This is a genomic window from Pseudomonas sp. A214 (assembly GCF_900156295.1).
GTDB classification, from domain to species: Bacteria; Pseudomonadota; Gammaproteobacteria; order Pseudomonadales; family Pseudomonadaceae; genus Aquipseudomonas; species Aquipseudomonas rhizophila.
On sequence record NZ_LT707062.1, the window covers coordinates 3606948 to 3627291 of the forward strand.

The 20344-nt window shown below is 60.9% G+C and carries 15 protein-coding genes; 9 read left to right on the forward strand and 6 right to left on the reverse strand.

The window, feature by feature from the left end:
* Window positions 1-30 precede the first annotated feature (30 nt).
* The 3 genes from BW979_RS16185 to BW979_RS16195 all read right to left on the reverse strand — a co-directional run bounded on the left by BW979_RS16185 (window position 31) and on the right by BW979_RS16195 (window position 7560).
* Window positions 31-4728, reverse strand: coding sequence for a dermonecrotic toxin domain-containing protein (locus tag BW979_RS16185; RefSeq protein ID WP_076384439.1), 4698 nt, complete (start codon window positions 4726-4728; stop codon window positions 31-33).
* A 136-nt stretch (window positions 4729-4864) separates the two neighbouring features.
* The gene (locus BW979_RS16190) at window positions 4865-5584 is read right to left on the reverse strand and encodes a FadR/GntR family transcriptional regulator (RefSeq protein WP_076384441.1); all 720 of its coding nucleotides are present in this window, start codon (window positions 5582-5584) and stop codon (window positions 4865-4867) included.
* 239 nt (window positions 5585-5823) lie between these two features.
* Window positions 5824-7560 carry an IlvD/Edd family dehydratase gene (locus BW979_RS16195; RefSeq protein WP_076384443.1) on the reverse strand — a complete coding sequence of 579 codons (1737 nt, stop codon included), beginning with the start codon at window positions 7558-7560 and terminating at the stop codon, window positions 5824-5826.
* Between the two features lie 193 nt (window positions 7561-7753).
* On the opposite strand from BW979_RS16195, the gene BW979_RS16200 reads away from it, so the two are divergent.
* The 9 genes from BW979_RS16200 to BW979_RS16235 all read left to right on the forward strand — a co-directional run bounded on the left by BW979_RS16200 (window position 7754) and on the right by BW979_RS16235 (window position 14707).
* Complete coding sequence (locus BW979_RS16200) at window positions 7754-9076, forward strand: MFS transporter (RefSeq protein ID WP_047225784.1); 1323 nt, start codon at window positions 7754-7756, stop codon at window positions 9074-9076.
* Window positions 9077-9223: 147 nt separating this feature from the next.
* A complete protein-coding gene (araD1, locus tag BW979_RS16205; protein WP_076384445.1) occupies window positions 9224-10216 on the forward strand; it encodes an AraD1 family protein in 993 nt (330 codons plus the stop codon).
* Between the two features lie 12 nt (window positions 10217-10228).
* On the forward strand, window positions 10229-11809 hold the full coding sequence (locus tag BW979_RS16210) for an aldehyde dehydrogenase (NADP(+)) (RefSeq protein ID WP_076384447.1): 1581 nt from the start codon (window positions 10229-10231) through the stop codon (window positions 11807-11809).
* 235 nt (window positions 11810-12044) lie between these two features.
* Entirely contained in the window at window positions 12045-12341 is a 297-nt protein-coding gene (locus tag BW979_RS16215) for a DUF5629 family protein (protein ID WP_047225875.1), read from the forward strand.
* Window positions 12328-13503: a lactonase family protein gene (locus tag BW979_RS16220; RefSeq protein WP_076384449.1), complete on the forward strand. Its 1176-nt coding sequence runs from the start codon at window positions 12328-12330 to the stop codon at window positions 13501-13503. The genes BW979_RS16215 and BW979_RS16220 overlap by 14 nt, the downstream gene beginning before the upstream one ends.
* Before the next feature lie 155 nt (window positions 13504-13658).
* Window positions 13659-13838, forward strand: coding sequence for a hypothetical protein (locus BW979_RS16225; protein WP_047225788.1), 180 nt, complete (start codon window positions 13659-13661; stop codon window positions 13836-13838).
* A gap of 162 nt (window positions 13839-14000) precedes the next feature.
* Window positions 14001-14126 carry a hypothetical protein gene (locus BW979_RS27960; RefSeq protein WP_256676792.1) on the forward strand — a complete coding sequence of 42 codons (126 nt, stop codon included), beginning with the start codon at window positions 14001-14003 and terminating at the stop codon, window positions 14124-14126.
* A 114-nt stretch (window positions 14127-14240) separates the two neighbouring features.
* A complete protein-coding gene (locus tag BW979_RS16230; RefSeq protein ID WP_047225789.1) occupies window positions 14241-14453 on the forward strand; it encodes a hypothetical protein in 213 nt (70 codons plus the stop codon).
* On the forward strand, window positions 14450-14707 hold the full coding sequence (locus tag BW979_RS16235; RefSeq protein ID WP_076384451.1) for a hypothetical protein: 258 nt from the start codon (window positions 14450-14452) through the stop codon (window positions 14705-14707). The genes BW979_RS16230 and BW979_RS16235 overlap by 4 nt, the downstream gene beginning before the upstream one ends.
* 19 nt (window positions 14708-14726) lie before the next feature.
* Here the strand turns inward: BW979_RS16235 and BW979_RS16240 are convergent, their stop codons facing one another.
* From BW979_RS16240 to BW979_RS16250, 3 genes are read right to left on the reverse strand one after another with little or no spacing between them, the layout of a single operon-like run.
* Window positions 14727-15344, reverse strand: coding sequence for a glutathione S-transferase (locus BW979_RS16240; RefSeq protein WP_076384453.1), 618 nt, complete (start codon window positions 15342-15344; stop codon window positions 14727-14729).
* Window positions 15341-18982 (reverse strand): AAA family ATPase, encoded by a 3642-nt coding sequence (locus BW979_RS16245; RefSeq protein ID WP_076384455.1) that lies wholly within the window; start codon window positions 18980-18982, stop codon window positions 15341-15343. Before BW979_RS16245 ends, BW979_RS16240 begins: the two co-directional genes overlap by 4 nt.
* The gene (locus BW979_RS16250) at window positions 18979-20223 is read right to left on the reverse strand and encodes an exonuclease SbcCD subunit D C-terminal domain-containing protein (protein WP_047225793.1); all 1245 of its coding nucleotides are present in this window, start codon (window positions 20221-20223) and stop codon (window positions 18979-18981) included. The genes BW979_RS16245 and BW979_RS16250 overlap by 4 nt, the downstream gene beginning before the upstream one ends.
* Between the last annotated feature and the right edge of the window lie 121 nt (window positions 20224-20344).

A 20344-nucleotide genomic window follows, 5' to 3' on the forward strand; every position in this document is an offset into this window, starting at 1 on the left:
CAATGAATTACGCCAGCCTTTGAACAGAGATCAAGGCGCCAACGGCAAGAACTTGCTCTGCGCCAACGGCCTGCCGATCTGTCCTCGATGCACATTCACCACCGCATAAGGGCTTTTCGCCTTGGCCAGCATCGAGTGATAGTGCTCCCGGCGTTGCTCCTTGGTTTTCAGATGCGCGACGCTGAAATCCGCTTTCGGCGTATCGGCCGCCTCGTAGTGAAAATGCGCATACCACAGCGGCCAACCGTCGCGGTCATTGATGGCGTACTCCTGAAGGAAATCCTTGCGCTCGCTTTTCAAGGCTTTGCGTTCGCCGAGCCGGGCAACCTGTATCAGGTTCTTTTCGAACAGGTAGCGCAGGTTGCTGTCGGTGGGCGGCAATTTGAAACTCAGTTCGGTACGCAGGGCGCTGCCCCGGGTAGCCAGGCGGGAAGCTGCGTTTGACAGTTCATCGATCAATGTTTGATCTGCTGGTGTGCGCGGTTTTGTCGAGGCGGTGAAGGCCCTTTCCAGTTCTTCGCAGCGTTTGCGGTAGCGACTCGCCTCATTGTTCATGATCTCCTCGATTTCCTGAGGAAAGCGGCACTGGGTTTTATACCGCTCTGCGCTCAGTAAACTGTTTTCCAATTGATCCAGCAGCTTGCGCGCTTCGCTCTTGATCGTTTTGATCGCTCTGGTGCGCGGTGGTGGCGGAACCGGTCGTTGTACTTCGACGATGTCCCAGACGTCATCGTGTTGTGAATACGTGGCGAGTAACTCGTCATCGACTTCGGAGCGTAACTCGACGACTTCAATCGGCAGGGAGGTGCCGGCGGGTTTCAGATCACCAATCAACACGCCGCCCTTACGGGTTTTGATCACCTTTTTTTGCGGATGCCCGCTCGCCGTTTTGGTGCGTTTTTGCGGACGCTTGCGCGGTTGCGGCGCCGGTTTTAGCTCGGCGGACAATGTCTTGGAGGCTTCGTCATAGAGCTGTTCGATCAGCTTGAACAGCCTGTCGAAATAGGATGGGTCAATGTCGCTGGCATTGAGTGCCTTGATGCCCTGCATGGCATCAAGGGAAGCGCCATAGTTTTCGGTCAGACTTTCCAGCACTTCAAGCCGCTCCGAAGGGGGCAGGTCATATGTTCCCAGGTCGGAGTGGGAGCGCACCTGTTCCAGCAAGAACTTGATGAGGTTATGCAGACTGGCGGGAAGGTCGGAGTCGGGGTTTTTGACCAGCAGGGCCCCGAGTATGGGTAACTGCACGGCCTTGGTGGCCAGCGCCGTTCTTTCTTCCTCGGGACGGTCCTTGGTCAGCCGCTCGAATATCTGCGCGCCTTCGGCATCCAGGTTCAATAGCGCGTCCAGGTGTCGATCTTTGAGTTCCAGCCAATAGATGGAACGATCGTTGATGACGCTCATTGCGTCGAGGTACGCAAAGTAGCCTGCGGGGTTGTCGGCGACAGCCTCCTTCAACGCCGGTCCGTTTTTTATGAATTGGATATTGGCGGCATCCAGGGCCAATAAATCCAACTCGACGACAAGAAAGGCTTTACGGGCATTGTTGACCACGTTTTCCATCAGGGCGCGAAGCATTTCCGGGGGCAATGTCATGTCAAGGCCGGCATATTCGGTTGCTTTGTTCAGCAGCCGCAGATAGTCGTCAGTCTGGTCCTGGAGCAATTCATAAAACTGCGTACGTTTTGCCGCACGTTGCTCCTCGGTAAAGGCGCCTTCCTGAGTTCTGCTCATGACTTCCTGGGCAACTTGCACGGCCTTTAGCTTATCGGCTTCCTGTGCATGATAATTCGCCAGCTCCCGGCTCAGTTCCATCCCCCGCTGGGCCCTGAGCTTGCGCAGTTCGGCCACCCGCTTTGGGGGCATACCCCCGCGCAGACGCAGGCGTAGATCCATGGACCAGTTGCCTTGGGTATCCGATTTCAACACCGGACCATTTTTTGCCGAGTCTCGTGGAGCCTGCGGGTCGACGATCACCGTATTGCCGTCCGGCTCCGGACTGATCCGATAGAGTAGGTCTTCCACCAGTGCGTGCCATTTGTTCTGGATGACGTACAAGCCTGTGTAGGGGCCATATTTGATCGGTTCAGGCATTGAAGTGGGACGTGGCACCTGTAGCCGCTGCAGCCGGTTACGTTGTTCCGCTGTCAGGCGCTGGCGGGCACTGGCGAAACTGAGGTCCAGGTGCCTGCTGGCGCCCTGCAAGTGTTCGCCGGGCAAGCCCACCGGCCCTTCGAGAATGCGAGGCGACGCAGGCGCAGGCCATTGCTCAGGGATGACGCGCGGTGCTGGGGGACGCATCGCCTGTTCCTTCAGCGCATCGGGCAACGGTGCATGGGACAAGGCGCTGATGGCGGGAAACTGGTGCACCAGCATGCCGAGGTTGAGCAGCAGATCGACAGCGGCGAGCTCCCGGGTCACCGGGTCTTCGCTGCTCAGTGCCGGGATATCCTGGCTGGCGCTAGCCATCAGGCTCCACAGCCAGAAGGTGGCCATGACCGGGCCACGCAGCAAGGGCATCAGCAACGTATTGAACAGCAGGCTGCCGCCCTTGAGGAGCATGGCCCAGCGGCTCTCGCTGTTGGAGACTGAATCACGGTCGGCCTGGGAGATCAGGGCGCGGGCATTGCTGCCGTAAAGATACAGCATCAGCTCGCCGTTGCGCAGGAACTGCCGCAGTTCGTCGTTCGCACCGTCGATGGCCAGCGTCGCAGGGGCGGGCTTTTGTGGAAGATTGAATTCGTCGCCTTGGAAAAACCGCACGATGTGCGGCTCCTGGAAGCCGCCATTGGCATAGATCGGCCGTGCGGCATCAGTCATCCAGGTCAGGATGCTTTTTTGCAGGTCCCCTGGGGTGACGACGGCCTTCAGCAGTGCCTCGCGCGTCGGGAACTCTTGCAACGAGGGCGCGTAAAGTGGGCGATACAGCAGGTGCGGTCCGGTTTGGACATCCTCCGGCTCGATAATGAACATATTGTTCACGATGTCGGGGTGGGCCTCGGGTTTGCGCAGGAAGGCCAGGTGGCGGATGACCACCGACTGGCCGCTGACCTGTTGGCTATCTGCGTCGGGATTGAGGAGCGCTTCAACCAGGCCCAGTCCTTGGCGGGTCACACCGTTTTCGTTGTTGAGCATTTGCTGGAAGGCTTCAAGCGGCAACTGTGCCGCGATCTGTTCGGCAAACATCCGCTGGCGTTCCTGGGCTTGAGGTACATCGTCCAACAGCCGTTGTTGCAGGTAGCGGGGATAGGCCGAACCAATGTCGACCTGTTCGATCAGCCCGTTCTTGCGGGTAATGAAGTCCGGCGTCAGCCACCGGGGCAGCGTCAGGCCCAAGCGATGGCTGAGGATCAGGTTTGCACTCGGTCGGGCGATGAGGTTGTTGATGGCCAGCTCGGTCAGGCTCATCGTTCTTTTTTCGATGATCCCGCTAGTTCCGGGATAACCGGCCGCCACGCTGAAGGTCAGTTCTATATCATCAGGCTGGTATTGGCTGGGTTGAGCCTTGTCCGGGTGGCTGTCGTTGGTTAGCCGCATCTGCTTGAACAGGGCGTCGGCGGTAAAGGCCTTGATGTCTTCAATGTCGCTGAGAAAGGTGCGGCCCTGGTGGCGTTTTTTCGCGCTGGCCAATGTCAGGCTGTAGTGTTGAAATTTCGTTTGATCGACGATGGAAGCTTTTTTCAACCAGTCGGGCAACAGCGGCTCGATCCGTGCCGACGTTTCCGGCGTCAGACGCGGCGCGTCAAGCAGATAACGGGCAGGGTCGCTCAGCTCCTGGTAGAGCGTCGACAGGTCTTGCAGGCCAATCCGCGAAGGCAACTGCACTGCGTTCAGGTCGGCCAGTTGCTGCTCCAGCACCATAGCCGCCTGGGTGTCGAAGACATTGCCACTGATCTCGTTGCGTTGACAGGTGAGCGTGTCGACCACGTACCGGCTGGCGATCAGTGCGCCCCAATGGTGATTGAAGGCTTCCAGGGATGCAAACGACTGCACGGCGCCGCCAGGGCTGCATAGCAGGAAGGTGGTCGCGCCTTTTGTGGCGTGAGTCAGGAGGATTTCGTTGCCGATCAGCACGCTGCTGGAGCCGTCTCGGATGAGCTTGGTTTCCAGGCTGTAGGCGTAGACGGGGGACGGGTTGTTGCGGCGAAAGCGCTGCTCGCGCTCCGGCCAGCGGACGATCTGGTCAAGGGCTTCGCGCGCCTGGTCAGTGAGGCCGGGTTGTCGCAGCCTGCGGATAGACAGCGTGTTCTTCAGTGCATCGCTGAGCCAGCGCCAGCGGCTGAGGTTATTGCTTGTGTCGATTCCGGCGTTCCAATAGCGGGTCAGCGCATCCTCCAGCCCGATCGGTACGGTCCAAGGCAGTTCAAGCAGCAGTTTTTCGATGACCTTGATGTCCAGCTTCCCGTCGTCTGGTGAGAGCTCGCGGGGCGGGGTGTCGGTAAGAAAACATCGACGTCCACCGCGTTCCGGGAAATCCAGAGGGGTGCCGAGGGCCAGGTATTCGAGGACGCGGGGCATGAACGGTTGGAGCGTAAAGCCGCGAGAGGCTGGGTCCGGTGTGGCCAATCGGGTCTTGGACAGGTCGAAGGTCAGCGAGGGGTATTTTTCCTTGATGGCTTGCTCGAGCATGCGTTGCGCGATTTCTTCGAAGGTCGGGCGGCTGGCAAATAGCAGGCTGACCCTTTGCGCCAACGCGGGGAGCGTATTGGCTGGAGCGGGTGCGGTCATATGAAATCCTTTTCATAAATTCATGGCCGCCGGGAGTGACGACGAGGGAAGTATCGACATCCCGCTCCTGCGAGGGCGGTAAATAAATACCACCCTGGCGAATGCGGGTTATGCCTGGCCTCGTCGGGAGGGAAGATCAGGAAGGATCGGCGCCCAGCACCACATTCAGTGCGCTGCGGGCATCGTCAAGCTGCACCAGCGTGGCATGGCGGGCGCCGAGGGCGTCGCGGTTCTCGATGGCGGTGAGGATCGCCTTGTGGCGCGGCATCGCCAGTTCATGCAGGTTGGGCCGCTGGTTGGAGTGCTTGAGGGCTTCGGCGATGGCCACCGACAACATGTTGCACAGGTTGGCGAGCAGGTCGTTGTGGGTGGCATCGGCGATGCGGCTGTGGAAGTCCAGGTCCGGTTGCAGGACGGCCTCGGGGGTCGGTGCCGCCTCCATGCGCTGGTAGGCCTCGCGGATGGCGGCGATGTCGGCATCGTTGGCGAACTGTGCAGCGAGGGCCGCGGCGGCCGGCTCGATGATGCTGCGCACGCTGGTCAGCAGATTGAAGAACTCATTCTGCGGGCTGCTTTGCATCAACCAGTGCAGCACATCGGGGTCGAGCATGTGCCATTCCCGACGCGCCTTGACCACCGTGCCAACCCGTGGCCGCGAATACACCAGACCCTTGGCTACCAGCACGCGCGTGGCCTCGCGCAACACCGGACGGCTGACGGCATACTCCTCGCACAACAAAGCTTCGGCGGGCAGTTTATCGTCGGGTTTGAACCGCCCGGAAACGATCTGCATGCCCAGTTCCTGGACGATGCGCGCGTGCATGCTTTTGCGGTCGGAGGGTTTACGGTAGTCCATGGGGGGTGGCGCGATCCTGTGCGAAGGGGATGCAGCGCATGATAGCAGGCGCGGCGAGGGCGGGTCGCTAGTGCGATTTTGATGTAGACCCGAGCCCATTGTGGGAGCGAGCCTTTGTGGGAGCTGAGCTTGCTCGCGATGAGGCCCTGCCAGTCAATATCTCTGTTGTCTGTTACACCGCTATCGCGAGCAAGCTCAGCTCCCACAAAAAGCTTGCTCGCGCAAGGGGATGAGTGGGGTCAGTGGGAGTGACGCGGCACCTCGGCGCCGCGGCAACCGACCAGGAAGTCGAAGTCACAACCCTGGTCCGCTTGCAGCACATGGTCGATGTACAGCTGGCGGTAGCCACCCACCAACAGGTTCTGCGCTGGCGGCAGGTCGGCCAGGCGGGCGGCCAGTTCGGCGTCGCAAATGTCCAGGTGCAGACGCCCGCTGGCGCAGTCCAGTTCGATCCAGTCACCTTCCTTCACGGCCGCCAGTGGTCCGCCGGCTGCGGCTTCCGGGGCCACATGCAGCACCACGGTGCCGTAGGCGGTGCCGCTCATGCGCGCATCGGAGATACGCACCATGTCGGTCACTCCCTGGGCCAGCAACTTGGCCGGCAAGCCCATGTTGCCCACTTCGGCCATGCCTGGATAACCCTTGGGCCCGCAGTTCTTCATCACCAGAATCGAGCTGGCATCGACATCCAGCTCCGGATCATTGATCCGCGCCTTGTACTCGTCGAAGTTCTCGAACACCACCGCGCGACCACGATGTTGCATCAGCTCGGGCGTGGCGGCGGAGGGTTTGAGTACCGCGCCCAGGGGCGCGAGGTTACCGCGCAGCACGCAGATACCGCCGTCGGCCCGGATCGGGTTGTCCAGGGTACGAATGACTTCGTCCTGGCCATAGATCGGTGCGTCCTTGGTGTTCTCGCCAAGGCTCTTGCCGTTGACGGTCAGCGCGTCGGGGTTAGGGATCAGGTTGGCTTCGCCGAGACGGCGCAGCACGGCGGGCAAACCACCGGCGTAATAGAACTCCTCCATCAGGAAGCGCCCGGACGGCTGCAGGTCGACGATGGTCGGCATGCCTCGACCGATGCGGGTCCAGTCGTCCAGGTCCAGTTGCACGCCGATGCGTCCGGCAATGGCCTTGAGGTGGATCACCGCGTTGGTCGAGCCGCCGATGGCTGCGTTGACCCGGATGGCGTTCTCGAAAGCCTCCTTGGTCAGGATCTTCGACAGCTTCAAGTCTTCACGGACCATTTCCACCGCACGCATGCCGGACATGTGGGCCAGCACATAACGGCGCGCGTCCACCGCCGGAATCGCGGCGTTGTGCGGCAGCGACGTGCCGAGGGCTTCGGCCATGCAGGCCATGGTCGAGGCGGTGCCCATGGTGTTGCAGGTCCCGGCCGAGCGGGACATGCCGCCCTCGGCCGCAAGGAAATCATCGATCGTGATGGTGCCGGCCTTGACCTGTTCGCTCAACTGCCAGACCACTGTGCCCGACCCGATGTCCTGGCCCTTGTGCTTGCCGTTGAGCATCGGTCCGCCGGTAACGACAATGGCCGGCAGGTCGCAACTGGCTGCCCCCATCAGCAAGGCTGGGGTGGTCTTGTCGCAACCGGTGAGCAGCACCACGCCGTCAATCGGATTGCCGCGAATGGCTTCCTCCACGTCCATGCTCGCCAGGTTGCGCGTCAGCATGGCGGTGGGGCGCAGGTTCGATTCGCCGTTGGAGAACACCGGAAACTCCACCGGGAAGCCCCCGGCCTCGATCACGCCGCGCTTGACGTGTTCGGCGATCTGCCGGAAGTGCGCGTTGCATGGCGTCAGCTCCGACCAGGTGTTGCAGATGCCGATGATTGGCTTGCCATGAAACTGATGGTCGGCGATGCCCTGATTTTTCATCCAACTGCGGTACATGAAGCCGTTTTTGTCGGCGGTGCCAAACCATTGGGCCGAGCGCAGGGAGGGTTTCTTATCAGACATGATCGATTCTCTTATTGTATGACTATATGGTTTTAGCTTGCGCCTAACATAAGCGCAATTTGCTCAGTTTGGAAGTGTTGTTGGGTAAATAGTATTACTATATAGTCCGATTCAACGGAGGGATTGTCCTGGCGCTCATTGGTCAGAGAAATCCCCCAGGGTTCTATAACAACAACAATCGGAGACCGGTCCCATGAGCCAGGAATTGCGGCTTATTCGCCGCATCACGCTGAAACTGATTCCTTTCCTGATCCTGCTATACCTGATCGCCTACGTGGATCGCTCCGCCGTGGGTTTCGCCAAGCTGCACATGGGCGCCGACATCGGCATCGGCGACGCCGCCTACGGCCTGGGCGCGGGGTTGTTTTTCATTGGCTACTTCCTGCTTGAGATCCCCAGCAACCTGATGCTGGAGCGCTTCGGTGCCAGGCGCTGGTTCGCGCGGATCATGATCACCTGGGGCGCCATCACCATCGGCATGGCGTTTGTGCAAGGGCCTTACAGCTTCTATGTGATGCGCTTTCTGCTCGGCGCGGCGGAAGCCGGATTCTTCCCCGGCGTGTTGTACTACATCACCCAATGGTTCCCGGTCCGCCATCGCGGCAAGATCCTGGGCCTGTTCATTTTGTCTCAGCCCATCGCCATGATGATCACCGGCCCCGTCTCCGGCGGCTTGCTGGGCATGGACGGCATCCTGGGCCTGCACGGCTGGCAGTGGTTGTTCATCGTCATCGGTCTGCCGGCGGTCTTGCTGACCTGGCCGGTGCTGCGTTATCTGCCGGATGGGCCGCAACAGGTCAAGTGGATGGACCAGACCGAAAAGGACTGGCTGACCGCTGAACTGAAAAAAGACCTTGAGGAATACGGCCAGACCCGGCACGGCAATCCGCTGCACGCCTTGAAGGACAAGCGTGTCCTGCTGCTGGCGCTGTTCTATCTGCCGGTGACCCTGAGCATCTACGGGCTGGGCCTGTGGCTGCCCACGTTGATCAAGCAATTTGGCGGCACTGACCTGGTGACCGGTTTCGTGTCCTCGGTGCCCTACATCTTCGGCATCATCGGTTTGCTGATCATTCCTCGCAGTTCCGACCGCTTGAACGATCGCTACGGTCATCTGGCCGTGCTCTATGTGCTGGGCGCCATCGGTCTGTTCCTCAGTGCCTGGCTGACGGTGCCGGTGTTGCAACTGGCGGCGCTGTGCCTGGTGGCGTTCGCGCTGTTTTCCTGCACCGCGGTGTTCTGGACCTTGCCGGGGCGTTTCTTTGCCGGCGCCAGTGCGGCGGCGGGTATCGCGCTGATCAACTCGGTGGGCAACCTGGGTGGCTACATCGGGCCGTTCGTGATCGGTGCGCTGAAGGAATACACCGGCAACTTGGCGTCGGGGCTGTACTTCCTGTCCTGCGTGATGGTGTTCGGTCTGGTGTTGACCGGCGTGGTGTATCGCCTGCTGGAGCGCAAGCATGTGCTGCCGGCGGAGCAGTTCGCAGCCAGTGCGCGGGGGGCGACGCGGACCTGAGGTGATTGAAATCCCCTGTGGGAGCGAGCCTGCTCGCGATAGCGTTGGGTCAGCAACATTGATGCGACTGACAGATCGCAATCGCGAGCAGGCTCGCTCCCACAGGGATCAGCGTGTTATTCAAGCTTTGTTTGCAGGGAGAAAAATATGCGTTTAGTTCAGTTCGAATTGAATAACGGCGAACGTCGCGTCGGCGTGGTCGATGGCGAGAAAGTGCGCGAAGTGCAGGGCGCCCGGACTGTGCGCGACCTGGCTCTGGCGGCCATCGAGGCGGGTGTGAAGCTTGAGCAGCAGGTCAACAGCCTGGGCCTGGGAACCGCCCATGATTACCCGCAGTTACTCAGTGAACTGCGCATTCTGCCTCCGCTGGACCACCCGGACCCGGCGCACCTGCTGGTCAGCGGCACCGGCCTGACCCATCTGGGCAGTGCTTCGGCCCGGGACAAGATGCATCAGCAGGCCGGCGACGAAACAGCCATGACCGACACCATGCGCATCTTCAAGTGGGGCGTGGAGGGCGGTAAGCCTGAGAGCGGACAGGCCGGTGTGCAACCGGAGTGGTTCTACAAGGGCGACGGCAGCATCGTGGTCCGTCCGGGCCATCCGTTCCCGCTGCCGCCGTTTGCCGAAGATGCCGGCGAAGAGCCGGAAATCAGCGGACTGTATGTCATCGGCCACGACGCTAAGCCATACAGACTGGGCTTTGCGGTGGGTAACGAGTTTTCCGATCATGTGATGGAGCGCAAGAATTACCTGTACCTGGCCCATTCGAAATTGCGCAGCTGCAGCTTTGGCCCGGAACTTCGCCTGGGTGAACTGCCTCAACATCTTTCCGGGACCAGTCGTATCCTGCGCAATGGCCAGGTGCTGTGGCAGAACGAGTTTCTCAGTGGCGAGGCGAACATGTGTCACAGCCTCGAAAACCTTGAGTTCCACCATTTCAAGTACAGTCAGTTCCTGCGTCCGGGTGACGTGCACGTGCATTTTTTCGGCACCGCGACCCTGTCGTTCGCCGACGGCATCCGCACGCAACCGGGGGATGTGTTCGAAATCAGCCAGACCGAATTCGGCGCACCGCTGGTCAACGGCATTGCCCCGGTGGACGCGGTGTTCAACCCGGGTACTATCGGCACACTTTAAAGGAGACTTTCGATGAACCAGATCCTTGGCCACAACTACATTGGTGGCGCGCGCAGCGCGGCCGGCCAGACACGCTTGCAGAGCCTTGACGCCAGCAGCGACGAAGCCTTGCCCCATGAGTTCGTCCAGGCGACGGCCGAAGAAGTTGACGCTGCCGCCAAGGCTGCGGCTGCCGCTTATCCGGCCTACCGCAGCTTGAGCGCAGTGCGCCGGGCCGAGTTCCTCGAAGCCATTGCCGATGAACTGGATGGCTTGGGCGATGAGTTCGTGGCCGTGGTCTGCCGGGAAACCGCCTTGCCGGCGGCGCGGATCCAGGGTGAGCGCGGTCGCACCAGCGGCCAGATGCGTCTGTTCGCCAAGGTCCTGCGTCGCGGCGATTTCTACGGCGCGCGCATCGACCGGGCCTTACCGGAACGCACGCCGTTGCCGCGTCCGGACTTGCGTCAGTACCGCATCGGCCTGGGGCCGGTTGCGGTGTTTGGCGCCAGTAACTTTCCTCTGGCATTTTCTACAGCGGGTGGCGACACCGCGTCGGCCCTGGCCGCGGGTTGCCCGGTGGTGTTCAAGGCCCACAGCGGCCACATGGCAACGGCCGAATGGGTGGCTGATGCGATTATCCGCGCGGCTGAAAAAACCTCGATGCCCGCCGGCGTATTCAACATGATCTACGGCGGTGGTGTTGGCGAATGGCTGGTCAAGCATCCGGCGATCCAGGCGGTAGGCTTCACCGGTTCCCTCAAGGGCGGCCGCGCCCTGTGCGACATGGCCGCCGCGCGGCCCCAGCCGATCCCGGTATTCGCCGAGATGTCGAGCATCAACCCGGTGATCGTGTTGCCGCAAGCGTTGGAAAAGCGCGCCGACAGCGTCGCCCGCGATTTGACCGCTTCGGTGGTGCAGGGTTGTGGCCAGTTCTGTACCAACCCCGGTTTGGTGATCGGTATCCGCTCGCCGCAATTCAGCGCCTTCACCCAACAAGTGGCCGCGCTGATCGGCGATCAGGCCCCGCAAACCATGCTCAATGCCGGCACGCTGCAAAGCTACGGCAAGGGCCTGCAGAAGTTGCTGGCTCACCCGGGCATCGAACATCTGGCCGGACGTGCGCAACAGGGCAACCAGGCCCAGCCGCAGTTGTTCAAGGCTGACGCCAGCTTGTTGATCAACGGTGACGAGGCGCTGCAAGAAGAAGTGTTCGGCCCGACCACGGTGTTTGTCGAAGTGGCGGACCCAGCCGAGCTCACTGCCGCGCTGAACGGCCTGCACGGTCAGTTGACTGCAACCATGATCGGGGAGCCAGCGGATTTCGAGCAGTTCAGCGAATTGACTCCGTTGCTGGAGCAAAAAGTCGGTCGCATCCTGCTCAACGGTTATCCAACCGGCGTCGAGGTTTGCGACTCGATGGTCCATGGCGGGCCTTACCCGGCGACGTCCGATGCCCGTGGGACTTCGGTGGGTACGCTGGCGATCGATCGTTTCCTGCGCCCGGTGTGCTTCCAGAACTACCCCGACAGCCTGTTGCCCGAGCCTTTGAAAAACGCCAATCCGCTGGGCATCCAGCGATTGGTCGATGGGGTGCCGGGGCGCGAGGCGCTCTGATCGCAGTCAGGCAGTTGCATTGAAGTTCAATGGGTTGCCGCTATCGCGAGCGGGCTCGCTCCCACAGTGGATGGGTGGTGAATACAAGATGTGTGTTCGCTGCAAATCCAATTGTGGGAGCGAGCCTGCTCGCGATGGCGATCTGGCAGTTGACCGTGCTTTCGAACCTTTTGGCCCAAGGCCCACTCCCACATTGGGTTATCATGAGCACTTTCCCAACGACCGACTGATCGCCATGACTGCCTTGACCGACACCCTGCTGCACGCCCTCGAAACCTGCGACATGCTGATCATCGACGGGCTGCACGCATTCGATTTTTCCCTCGACGAACAAGACCAGTTGCACGTCGAGTGCATGAACGGTCGCACTCTCGAGCATTGGCGCTTCACGCCTGCGCAGATGGAGGCCGCGACGTTCGACGAGGTCAAGAAACACTGGATCATCACCAGCGATTCGGGCGACCACCACTTGGAGTGCGTGGAAGCGACCAGCGGCCACGACGATGAGGAAGACACACATGAGGATGCGTAGTTTCTGGCCCTTGTTGATGGCCGGTAGCGTGGGTGCCATGGGCGTCCAGGCAGAGACCGATGAGCGCCATCAACTGTTGGTGGGTTCATATACCGCCGGCCAGAGCCAGGGCATCTACCGCCTGCAATTCGACAGCCGCAACGGCCAGCTCGATGCCCAGCCGTTGCAAGTGATCAAGACCGACAACCCATCGTGGCTGACCCTTTCCAAGGACATGAGCCGGCTGTTCGTGGTGAATGAAAACGGGCCGGGGCAAAAAGACCCGGTGGGCAAGGTCAGCAGCTACGCCATTGATCCGAAGACCCATGAGCTGAGCCTGATCAGTCAGGTGCAGTCATTGGGCAACGAACCGACTCATTCGAGCCTCAGCGGCGATGGTCGACATTTGCTGGTCAGCAACTACTCGGTGGTGGAAGACCCGGGAGGCACCCTGGCGGTGTTGCCGGTGGGAACCGACGGTAAGCTGTCGCCGGTGGTGCAAGTGAGCAGCCATCAGCCGAGTCGGATCAATCCCGAGCGGCAGATGTCCGCCCATGTGCACTCGGCCGTGTCTTCGCCCGATGGCAAGTACGTGTTCGCCAGCGACCTGGGGGCGGACAAGGTGTTCATCTACCGCTACGACCCCAAGGCCAACCCCGAACTGTCACTGACCGCCGCCGATCCGGCCTTCGTGCAGTTGCCGCCCGGCAGCGGCCCGCGTCATCTGCTGTTCAGCGCCGACGGCAAGCATGCGTGGCTGACCATGGAAATGAGCGCCCAGGTGGCGGTGTTCGATTATCAGGACGGGCGTTTGACCCAGCGGCAACTGGTCGACTTGGCAGCGGGCAAACCACAGCCCGGTAGGGCGGCGGCAGCGCTGCATGCCTCCAAGGATGGCAAGTTCCTGTACGTCAGCAATCGTGGCACCACCAACGAAGTGCTGGTGTTCGCCATCGACCCGACTGCCGGCACGCTGACAGAGCTTCAGCGCCGCTCTGTGGAGGGGGATCATCCGCGGGAATTCAGCCTCGATCCGAGCGGGAAATTCCTGCTGATCGCCAATCAGAAGAGCAACCAGATCGTGGTTCTCGAGCGTGACCCCAAGACCGGCCTGCTGGGTAAAACCGTGCAAAAGCTGGCGATGGATGCGCCGAGCGACTTGAAATTCATGCTCCCTCAGTAAAGCGCAGGCCCCGATTTTCGGGGCCTGCGTCGCTGTATCAACAAGACTGATATTCGCTAGTGTTGCAAAGCATTTCAAAGCGAGATGCCTCGGCGCGTAAGTTTGCTTCACGGCCCAACCGGGCAGGCAAGTCAACTCATCCGAGGACTATCGACATGAATCTGAATCTCTTCTCCGTGATCGCTGCTTCCGCTATCTCCGCCACCGTAGCGCTGCCAGCCAGTGCCAACATTGAAATCAGCGACAAGAAAAATCGCACCCAGAGCTATACCGAAAAATACCTGCAACAGAGCGCCAACTTCTACGCCGCCCTGGACCACAAGACCCAACACTGAACCGCGCTGAAGACTGAAGCCTGCGATCTTTTCATCTTTGAAAAAGAGAAAAAATCGCAGGCTTTGCCTGCTCCTACGAAAAACCCGCTGTAATATCACATGGCCATGTGTTTAAATTTGACGCTAGTAAATTGACTCCTTCTCCAACAAGAGATCGACACTATGGCGATGCGTCTGGCAATGATGCTGCTGTTTCTCTATTCCACCCCCATTGTTTCGGCCGCCCAGCCGACCCCCGGCGAGCCGGACGCTGCTCGTGAGCGATTATTGAGCCTGCTTAGGGACTGATCTGTTTGGATTAGTAATCAATAAAACTGATAGACACTATGCGTATTTGTCGCTATTAAAATCGGTTTAGTTGATTGATTCTGTGGGCACTGAAACATGCCCACGGAGAACCCCATGGCCAGCGCAATCCTATCTTCTGCCAGACACGGCGCGTACATCGCCATCGGCCTGTACGTGGCGATGGTGTTGGTGGTCAGCCTCGGTGCCCAATACCAAGGCTCTGTCGAAACCTCTCTCCAGGCCGCCCGGCCTTCTGTTCATTATGGTTCCCCGGTTGCCCGCGCCGCGCTCGAGCATGGCGCCGCAAAAGGGGCGGTCGGCGCATGAACAGAAGCAAGTTTTGGGTGATCGCATTCCTGGCGTTCATCACCAATGGTTTTTCATTGCTGGGTCTGGGGCAAGCCTCGGCGGGATCTCTGGCGCGGACCATCGAGTGCAACCACAACATCGCGCACAACATCCTGACCGCCAAGGCTTTGGGGGCGTTGGTGGGGAATCCGCCGGTCAAGCCTAGGCTTGCCCTCTTCGGGCCTTTTCAGGTCGATTGTGCAGTGGTGCGCATGTGCAGCGTGGCTGCCTGAAGCAAGCCACAAAAGCTGTTCACCGGGTGGGTGATTGCTTGGCCATGATCGCCACGAACAACTCGGAATCCAGCAAGCCTTGCAGCCAACGCTGTAGGCGAGGGTAGGGCGCTGCGGCAAACCATTCCCGGTCGACATGAGCAAACTGCCGTACGAACGGCATCACCGCCACGTCGGCCAGGCTCTGGTGAGCCGCTGCCAGAAATGCTCGGGTTTCAAGCAACGCTTCCAGCCTGCGCAAGAAGACCTCGCCCTCGGCCCGATAATGTTCCAATGGATACTCGGGATGGCGCTCGGGGTATTTGTAGCGGTTCAGATGAAGCTTGAAGACCTGGTCGTTTTCCTCGATCAACGCGGCCGTCAACGCCTGGCCTTCGAGGTCGCCAAGCAATCTCCAATTATCCGGATCATGCTGCGCCAGGGCCCAGTGCATGATCTCCAGGCTTTCATCAATCACCTTGCCATTGACCTGCAGCACCGGGACCGTGCCCTTGCTGGAAAGCGCCAGCATCTCGGGCGGCTTGGCCTTGAGGCTGACTTCGACAATGTTCAAATCGACCGCGCTGTAGCGCAACGCCATGCGCGCTCGCATCGCGTAGGGACAACGCCGGAACGAGTAGAGCGTGGCGCGGCTCATTTCACCTCCACGGTACTCAAGCCATTCCCTTGACGACGAACCTGGATCTGCACCGGGATCCGCTCATGCATTTCCTGCACGTGGGAAATCACCGCAACCTTGCGTCCCTGGGCTTGCAAACCGTCGAGAGCATCCATGGCCAGTTGCAGCGATTCGGGGTCCAGGCTGCCAAAGCCTTCGTCAATGAACAGCGATTCGATTTTCAGCGTGCTGGACGCCATCGAGGCCAGGCCCAGCGCCAAGGCCAGGGAAACCAGGAAGGTTTCACCGCCGGACAACGAATGCACCGAGCGCAGCTCATCGCCCATCTCTGTGTCCATCACCAGAAGCCCCAACATGCTGCCACCGCGTTTGAGCCGGTAGCGGCGCACCAGTTGTCGTAGCTGCACGTTGGCGTGATGCACCAGCAAATCGAGGTTGTACGCCTGCGCCAGCTTGCGGAAGCGGTCGCCGGTGGCCGAACCGATCAGCGCATCGAGCCGTGCCCAGCGCTGGTACTCGGTATAAGCCTGTTCGATCTGCTGGGCCAGGGCCTGGTTGGCGTTCTGCCTGCGCTGGTCCTCGGCCTGTTCGGCGCGTAGTTCGGCGCAGTGATGCTCGCTGGCGGTAAATTGGCTTTGAAGTTCGGTGAGGGCCTGGGCCAGTTGTTCAGATTCCAGGTTGCCGTTGTGCTGGGCCTGATGGTGTTGCAGGCGCTGCTCGCGCTCAGTGAGCAACACGCGGGCTTGCTCAATGGCTTTTTCGCTGTTGAGCAGTTGTTGACGCAGTTGGCCGACACTTTGCTCGTCCAGGTCAAGCAAGGCGGCCAGAGAGGCATCATTCAGTTCCGGGTGGCTGGCGCGCCATTGTGCGATGCTGGCGGCCAGGGCCGTGTGTTCAGTGTCCAGCGCTTGGGTCTGTTCCTGGCGGGCCTTGAGTTCGGCGGCCAGTTCCACCCGGTTGTGGCGTAGCGCTTGCAGTTGTTGATTGGCCGCTGTTTCGGCGCTGTGGGCCTGTTCCAGGGCTTGGTCGAGTTGCTGCTGCCACTGTTCGGCGCTGGTGTGTTCGCCCAGCAATTGCTTGAGCCGCTGCTGGCAGGCCTGCTGTTGTTCCGTCAGGGCGCTCAGTTGCCGTTGCGCCAACTCCAACTGTTGGAGGCGGGTTTGCTGGCGATCCTGCTCTTTCTCCAGGGCCTGCTGACGCTGAAGCTGCTCGCTGAGTTCGTCGCGTTGCTGTTCCAGGTGCGCCAGGCGTTGAGCGATCTGCTGGTCAAGCTGCATGAAGGTCGCGGCCGGCTCGGTGCGCAGGGCCTGTAGTGTGTCTGCCGGCAACAGCGTACTGAAGTGGCTCAGTTCCTCGTCCAGGCGCTGGCGATCCCGGGCCAGCTCCTGTTGTTGGTTGTTCAGGTGCAGTGATGCCTGCTGATGCGCAGTTTCAGCCTCGCGCAATTGCTGCGCCAGGCGCGCGGCGTCCTGTTGCAGCGTCAGCAGGGCGGCCTGGCGTTGTTCGTCCTGGCTGATACGCAGGTTGAGCTGACTGCTTTGCTGGTCCAGCCAGGCGTCGCGTTTGGCCGCATCCTGGGCCAGCAGTTGCGCCGAGAGCGGATGGCCTTCAAGGCTGGGCACCAGACTTTGATGCTGGCTGGCGAGCTGTTCCTGTTGCTGCTTGAGTTCTTTGAGCTGGGCGATGACGCCGCTGTATTGCGCGCGCAGGTCGATGACTTTTTCATGGAGCGACTCGACGGCTTTGCGTGCATTGGCCTCTTCGGTTTCATCAAAACGCCCCAGGTTTTGCAGCAAGGCTTCGGGCTGATGGTAAGGATGCTCGACGCTGCCACACACCGGGCATGGCTGGTCATCCTTGAGCTGTTCACGCAATTGTTCGACGCTTTCGCTGCGGGCCAGGCGCTGACGCTCCAGCAGTTGGCGGGTGACGCTCAGGGTCTGTTCGGCAATCGCCAGTTCGGCCTTGGCTTCGCTGCCTTCGCGTACCAATCGGTCGCGTTCCTGCAACGCCTGTTGCTGGCGCTGTTCAAGCTCGGCACCTCGCTTGTCCAGCTCTTGCTGGCTGGCCCAGAGCCGCGTCAGATCCTCGAATGCACGCAGTTGCTTGCGATTGTCTTGCAGCAGATTAGCGAGCAACTGGATCTGCTCGGCCACCGCTTGCGGTTCGGCGTCGGCTTCCTTGTAGAGCACTTCGAGGTTTTGCCGGTGGGTTGCCAGGTGCTCGGCGGCGTGGGCGGCATTTTGCTCCAGGGTGGCGAGTTCAACCTGACCCTGGTTCAGGCGATTGCCAATCAGCATCAGCTGTTGGAGGCGATCACGATAGGCCTGCCAGGCGTCGCTCAACGGCGCCAGGTGAGTGCTTTGTTCAAGCTCCCCGGCGATTCGCTGCAAGCGCTCGGCCACCTGTTTTTGCTGCTCAAGCAGCGTGTCGATGGTGCGCTGGCCTTCGCTACAGGCGTGTTGTGCCTGCTCCTGGCGTTCGGCGCTTTGGCGAGCCTCCTTGTCGAGGCGGGCGAGGGTGCCTTGTTCTTCAAAGGCCTGGCGCAGCAAGGGGGCGCTGTCGGTGCTTTGTTGTCGGGCTGCGGTCAGCGCCAGTTGCGCAACGCCCAGGCCTTTCTCCAGCTCGGCCTGGCGTTCATGCAGATCGATCTGTTGCTGGTTGAGCTGCTGAACCTGTACCGCCAGGGGTTCGAGCTGCCGGGTCAGTTCCGTCTGGCGGATGAACTGATGCCGTTGCGGCGCGAGTTGTTCCAGGCGGGTCAGCTTCAGGCGTTCGTCGGCCAGGGCGTCCCAGTCAGCTTGGGCCTGTCGCAGTTGCTCGGCGGCGCTGGCCCGTTGCTCTTGCAACTGGCGCAGTTCCTTGAGCCAGGTGTGTTGCTGCTCCAGTTGCTTGAGTTGCGCCTGTTGGGTCTTGAGCTGTTGCTGGGCTTCGTTGAAGCGCTGGTCCAGTTCGGCGCGGGCCTCTGGGGCCAGGGGTGTGACGCCCGTGGCCTGGTCCTGCAATTGCTTGTGGGACTCTTTGGCTTGCTTGGCCTTGTCGAAGGCGCGCCGGCCCAATCGGGTATACAGGGCCGTATCAGTGAGCTTTTCCAGCAGCTCGCTGCGGTCGTTGTCGTCGGCCTTGAGGAATGCACTGAACTCGCTCTGGGCCAGCAACACGGCACGAGTGAACTGTTCAAAGTTCAAGCCCAGGGCGGCTTCGAGCTGGGCCTTGTATTCGCCTTTCTGACTCGCCAGCAACTGATCGTTGTCCAGATCCCGCAGGCTTTGGCGGCTGGCTTGCAGCTTGCCAGCGGCCTTTTCCCGGGCGCGATTGGCTTCCCAGCGCGCCCGGTAGCGACGACCGTCGATGCCGCGAAAATCCACTTCGGCGTAACCATCGCCGGTACCACGGCGCAACAGCGTACGCGGATCGCCCGTAGCGATTTCGCCGTCGGCGTCCGGCACCTTGGCGTCGCGCCCGGTGTTGTTGAGGCGCGGCACGGCGCCGAACAGCGCCAGGCACAACGCGTCGAGCAGGGTGCTTTTACCGGCGCCTGTGGGGCCGGTGATGGCGAACAGGCCTGCACTGGCAAGCGGTTCGGCGGTGAAGTCTATTTCGAAGGGCCCGGCCAGGGACGCGAGGTTCTTGAGACGGATCGCGAGAATTTTCATGGCTGCTCGCCCTCCATCTGCACGTCTTGCAACAGCACGGCAAAATCCTTGAGAGTCTGTTCGTCCACTTCGTTGCCGTAGGTGTCCTGCCAGGCGCGGCTGAACAATTCCTGCGGGCTCAACTGATCCAGTTCCACCAACGCGGCGCCGTCATCGACGTTTGTGCTGCCGCCGTTGCCGGCGTATTCGGCGGCGATCCGCACCAGGCGCACGGCTTTGCCTTGCAGGGCGGTTTCCACTTGATGGCGCAGGTCAGGCTGCGGCTCATCGAGGCGCACCCGCACCTCCAGCCAGGGCTGGCGCTGGACATCGGCCAACAGGTCGATGTCCGGCAGGTCCTTGAGTTGCACCAGAATATCGGCCAGGGGTGCCGGGCCCAGGCGCTGCAGATTGACGGCCCGGGGAATCAGCCGTGGCTCGACTTTGACCAGGGTTTCGCCTTCCAGGGTGATATCGAGAATCTGATGCTGATAACCGATTTCCGAAAATGACAATGGAATCGGCGAGCCGCTGTAGCGGATGCGCTCTTCGCCGTTGACCTTTTGTGGTTTGTGCAAATGGCCGAGGGCGACGTAGCTGATGCTCGGGCCGAACAGGCTGGCGGGCAGGGCCTCGGCGTTGCCAATGATCAGGCTGCGCTCGGAATCCTCGGACACCGAGCCGCCGGCCATGTGAGCGTGGCTGATGGCGATCAGCGCCTGGCCCTTCTTGCGTTTGTCGTTGGCGGCGGCGATCAGCCATTCATGGACCTGACCGATGCCCCGCAGGTAATCGTCACCCAGTTGTGCGCCGGTCACCTCGGCAGGCCGCAGGAATGGCAGGGCCAGGCACCAGGCCTTGACCTTGCCCTTGGCGTCGGGCAACGGCAGCAGCAAGCGCTCGACGTCCAATTGCCCGTCGTCCAGCCACAACACCCGGCCCAGGGCATGGGTGCGCAACCGACGCATCAGCGGCGCTGGCAGTTCGATGCGCGAACCGGAGTCGTGGTTGCCGGCGATCATCACAATGGTCAGGTTGGCGTTTTGTTCATGGGCACTGACGATGAAGTCGTACAGCCGCTCCTGGGCTTTGACCGGCGGGTTCACCGTGTCGAAGATATCCCCGGCAATCAGCAGCACGTCGGGCTTTTCACTGGTCAACTGACGCAGCAGCCAGTCAAGGAAACAGGCGTGTTCGAAGTCGCGTTCCTGACCGTGCAGGTTTTGCCCAAGGTGCCAGTCGGAGGTGTGGAACAGACGCAAGATGAACTCCAGAAAACAGATGATGGCCGCGGGAAGAGAGGCGGCTAAAAGATGGAGAGTTTACTGGGAAACAGAGGAGAGAAACCGGGCAACTTCTCCAAATGAGTTGGCACCACTCCTG

Bases quoted from the DNA above. Each gene is read 5' to 3' on its own strand.
- BW979_RS16185 (WP_076384439.1), bottom strand. From the start codon at position 4,728: ATGACCGCACCCGCTCCAGCCAATACGCTCCCCGCGTTGGCGCAAAGG.
- BW979_RS16190 (WP_076384441.1), bottom strand. From the start codon at position 5,584: ATGGACTACCGTAAACCCTCCGACCGCAAAAGCATGCACGCGCGCATC.
- BW979_RS16195 (WP_076384443.1), bottom strand. From the start codon at position 7,560: ATGTCTGATAAGAAACCCTCCCTGCGCTCGGCCCAATGGTTTGGCACC.
- BW979_RS16200 (WP_047225784.1), top strand. From the start codon at position 7,754: ATGAGCCAGGAATTGCGGCTTATTCGCCGCATCACGCTGAAACTGATT.
- araD1 (WP_076384445.1), top strand. From the start codon at position 9,224: ATGCGTTTAGTTCAGTTCGAATTGAATAACGGCGAACGTCGCGTCGGC.
- BW979_RS16210 (WP_076384447.1), top strand. From the start codon at position 10,229: ATGAACCAGATCCTTGGCCACAACTACATTGGTGGCGCGCGCAGCGCG.
- BW979_RS16215 (WP_047225875.1), top strand. From the start codon at position 12,045: ATGACTGCCTTGACCGACACCCTGCTGCACGCCCTCGAAACCTGCGAC.
- BW979_RS16220 (WP_076384449.1), top strand. From the start codon at position 12,328: ATGAGGATGCGTAGTTTCTGGCCCTTGTTGATGGCCGGTAGCGTGGGT.
- BW979_RS16225 (WP_047225788.1), top strand. From the start codon at position 13,659: ATGAATCTGAATCTCTTCTCCGTGATCGCTGCTTCCGCTATCTCCGCC.
- BW979_RS27960 (WP_256676792.1), top strand. From the start codon at position 14,001: ATGGCGATGCGTCTGGCAATGATGCTGCTGTTTCTCTATTCCACCCCC.
- BW979_RS16230 (WP_047225789.1), top strand. From the start codon at position 14,241: ATGGCCAGCGCAATCCTATCTTCTGCCAGACACGGCGCGTACATCGCC.
- BW979_RS16235 (WP_076384451.1), top strand. From the start codon at position 14,450: ATGAACAGAAGCAAGTTTTGGGTGATCGCATTCCTGGCGTTCATCACC.
- BW979_RS16240 (WP_076384453.1), bottom strand. From the start codon at position 15,344: ATGAGCCGCGCCACGCTCTACTCGTTCCGGCGTTGTCCCTACGCGATG.
- BW979_RS16245 (WP_076384455.1), bottom strand. From the start codon at position 18,982: ATGAAAATTCTCGCGATCCGTCTCAAGAACCTCGCGTCCCTGGCCGGG.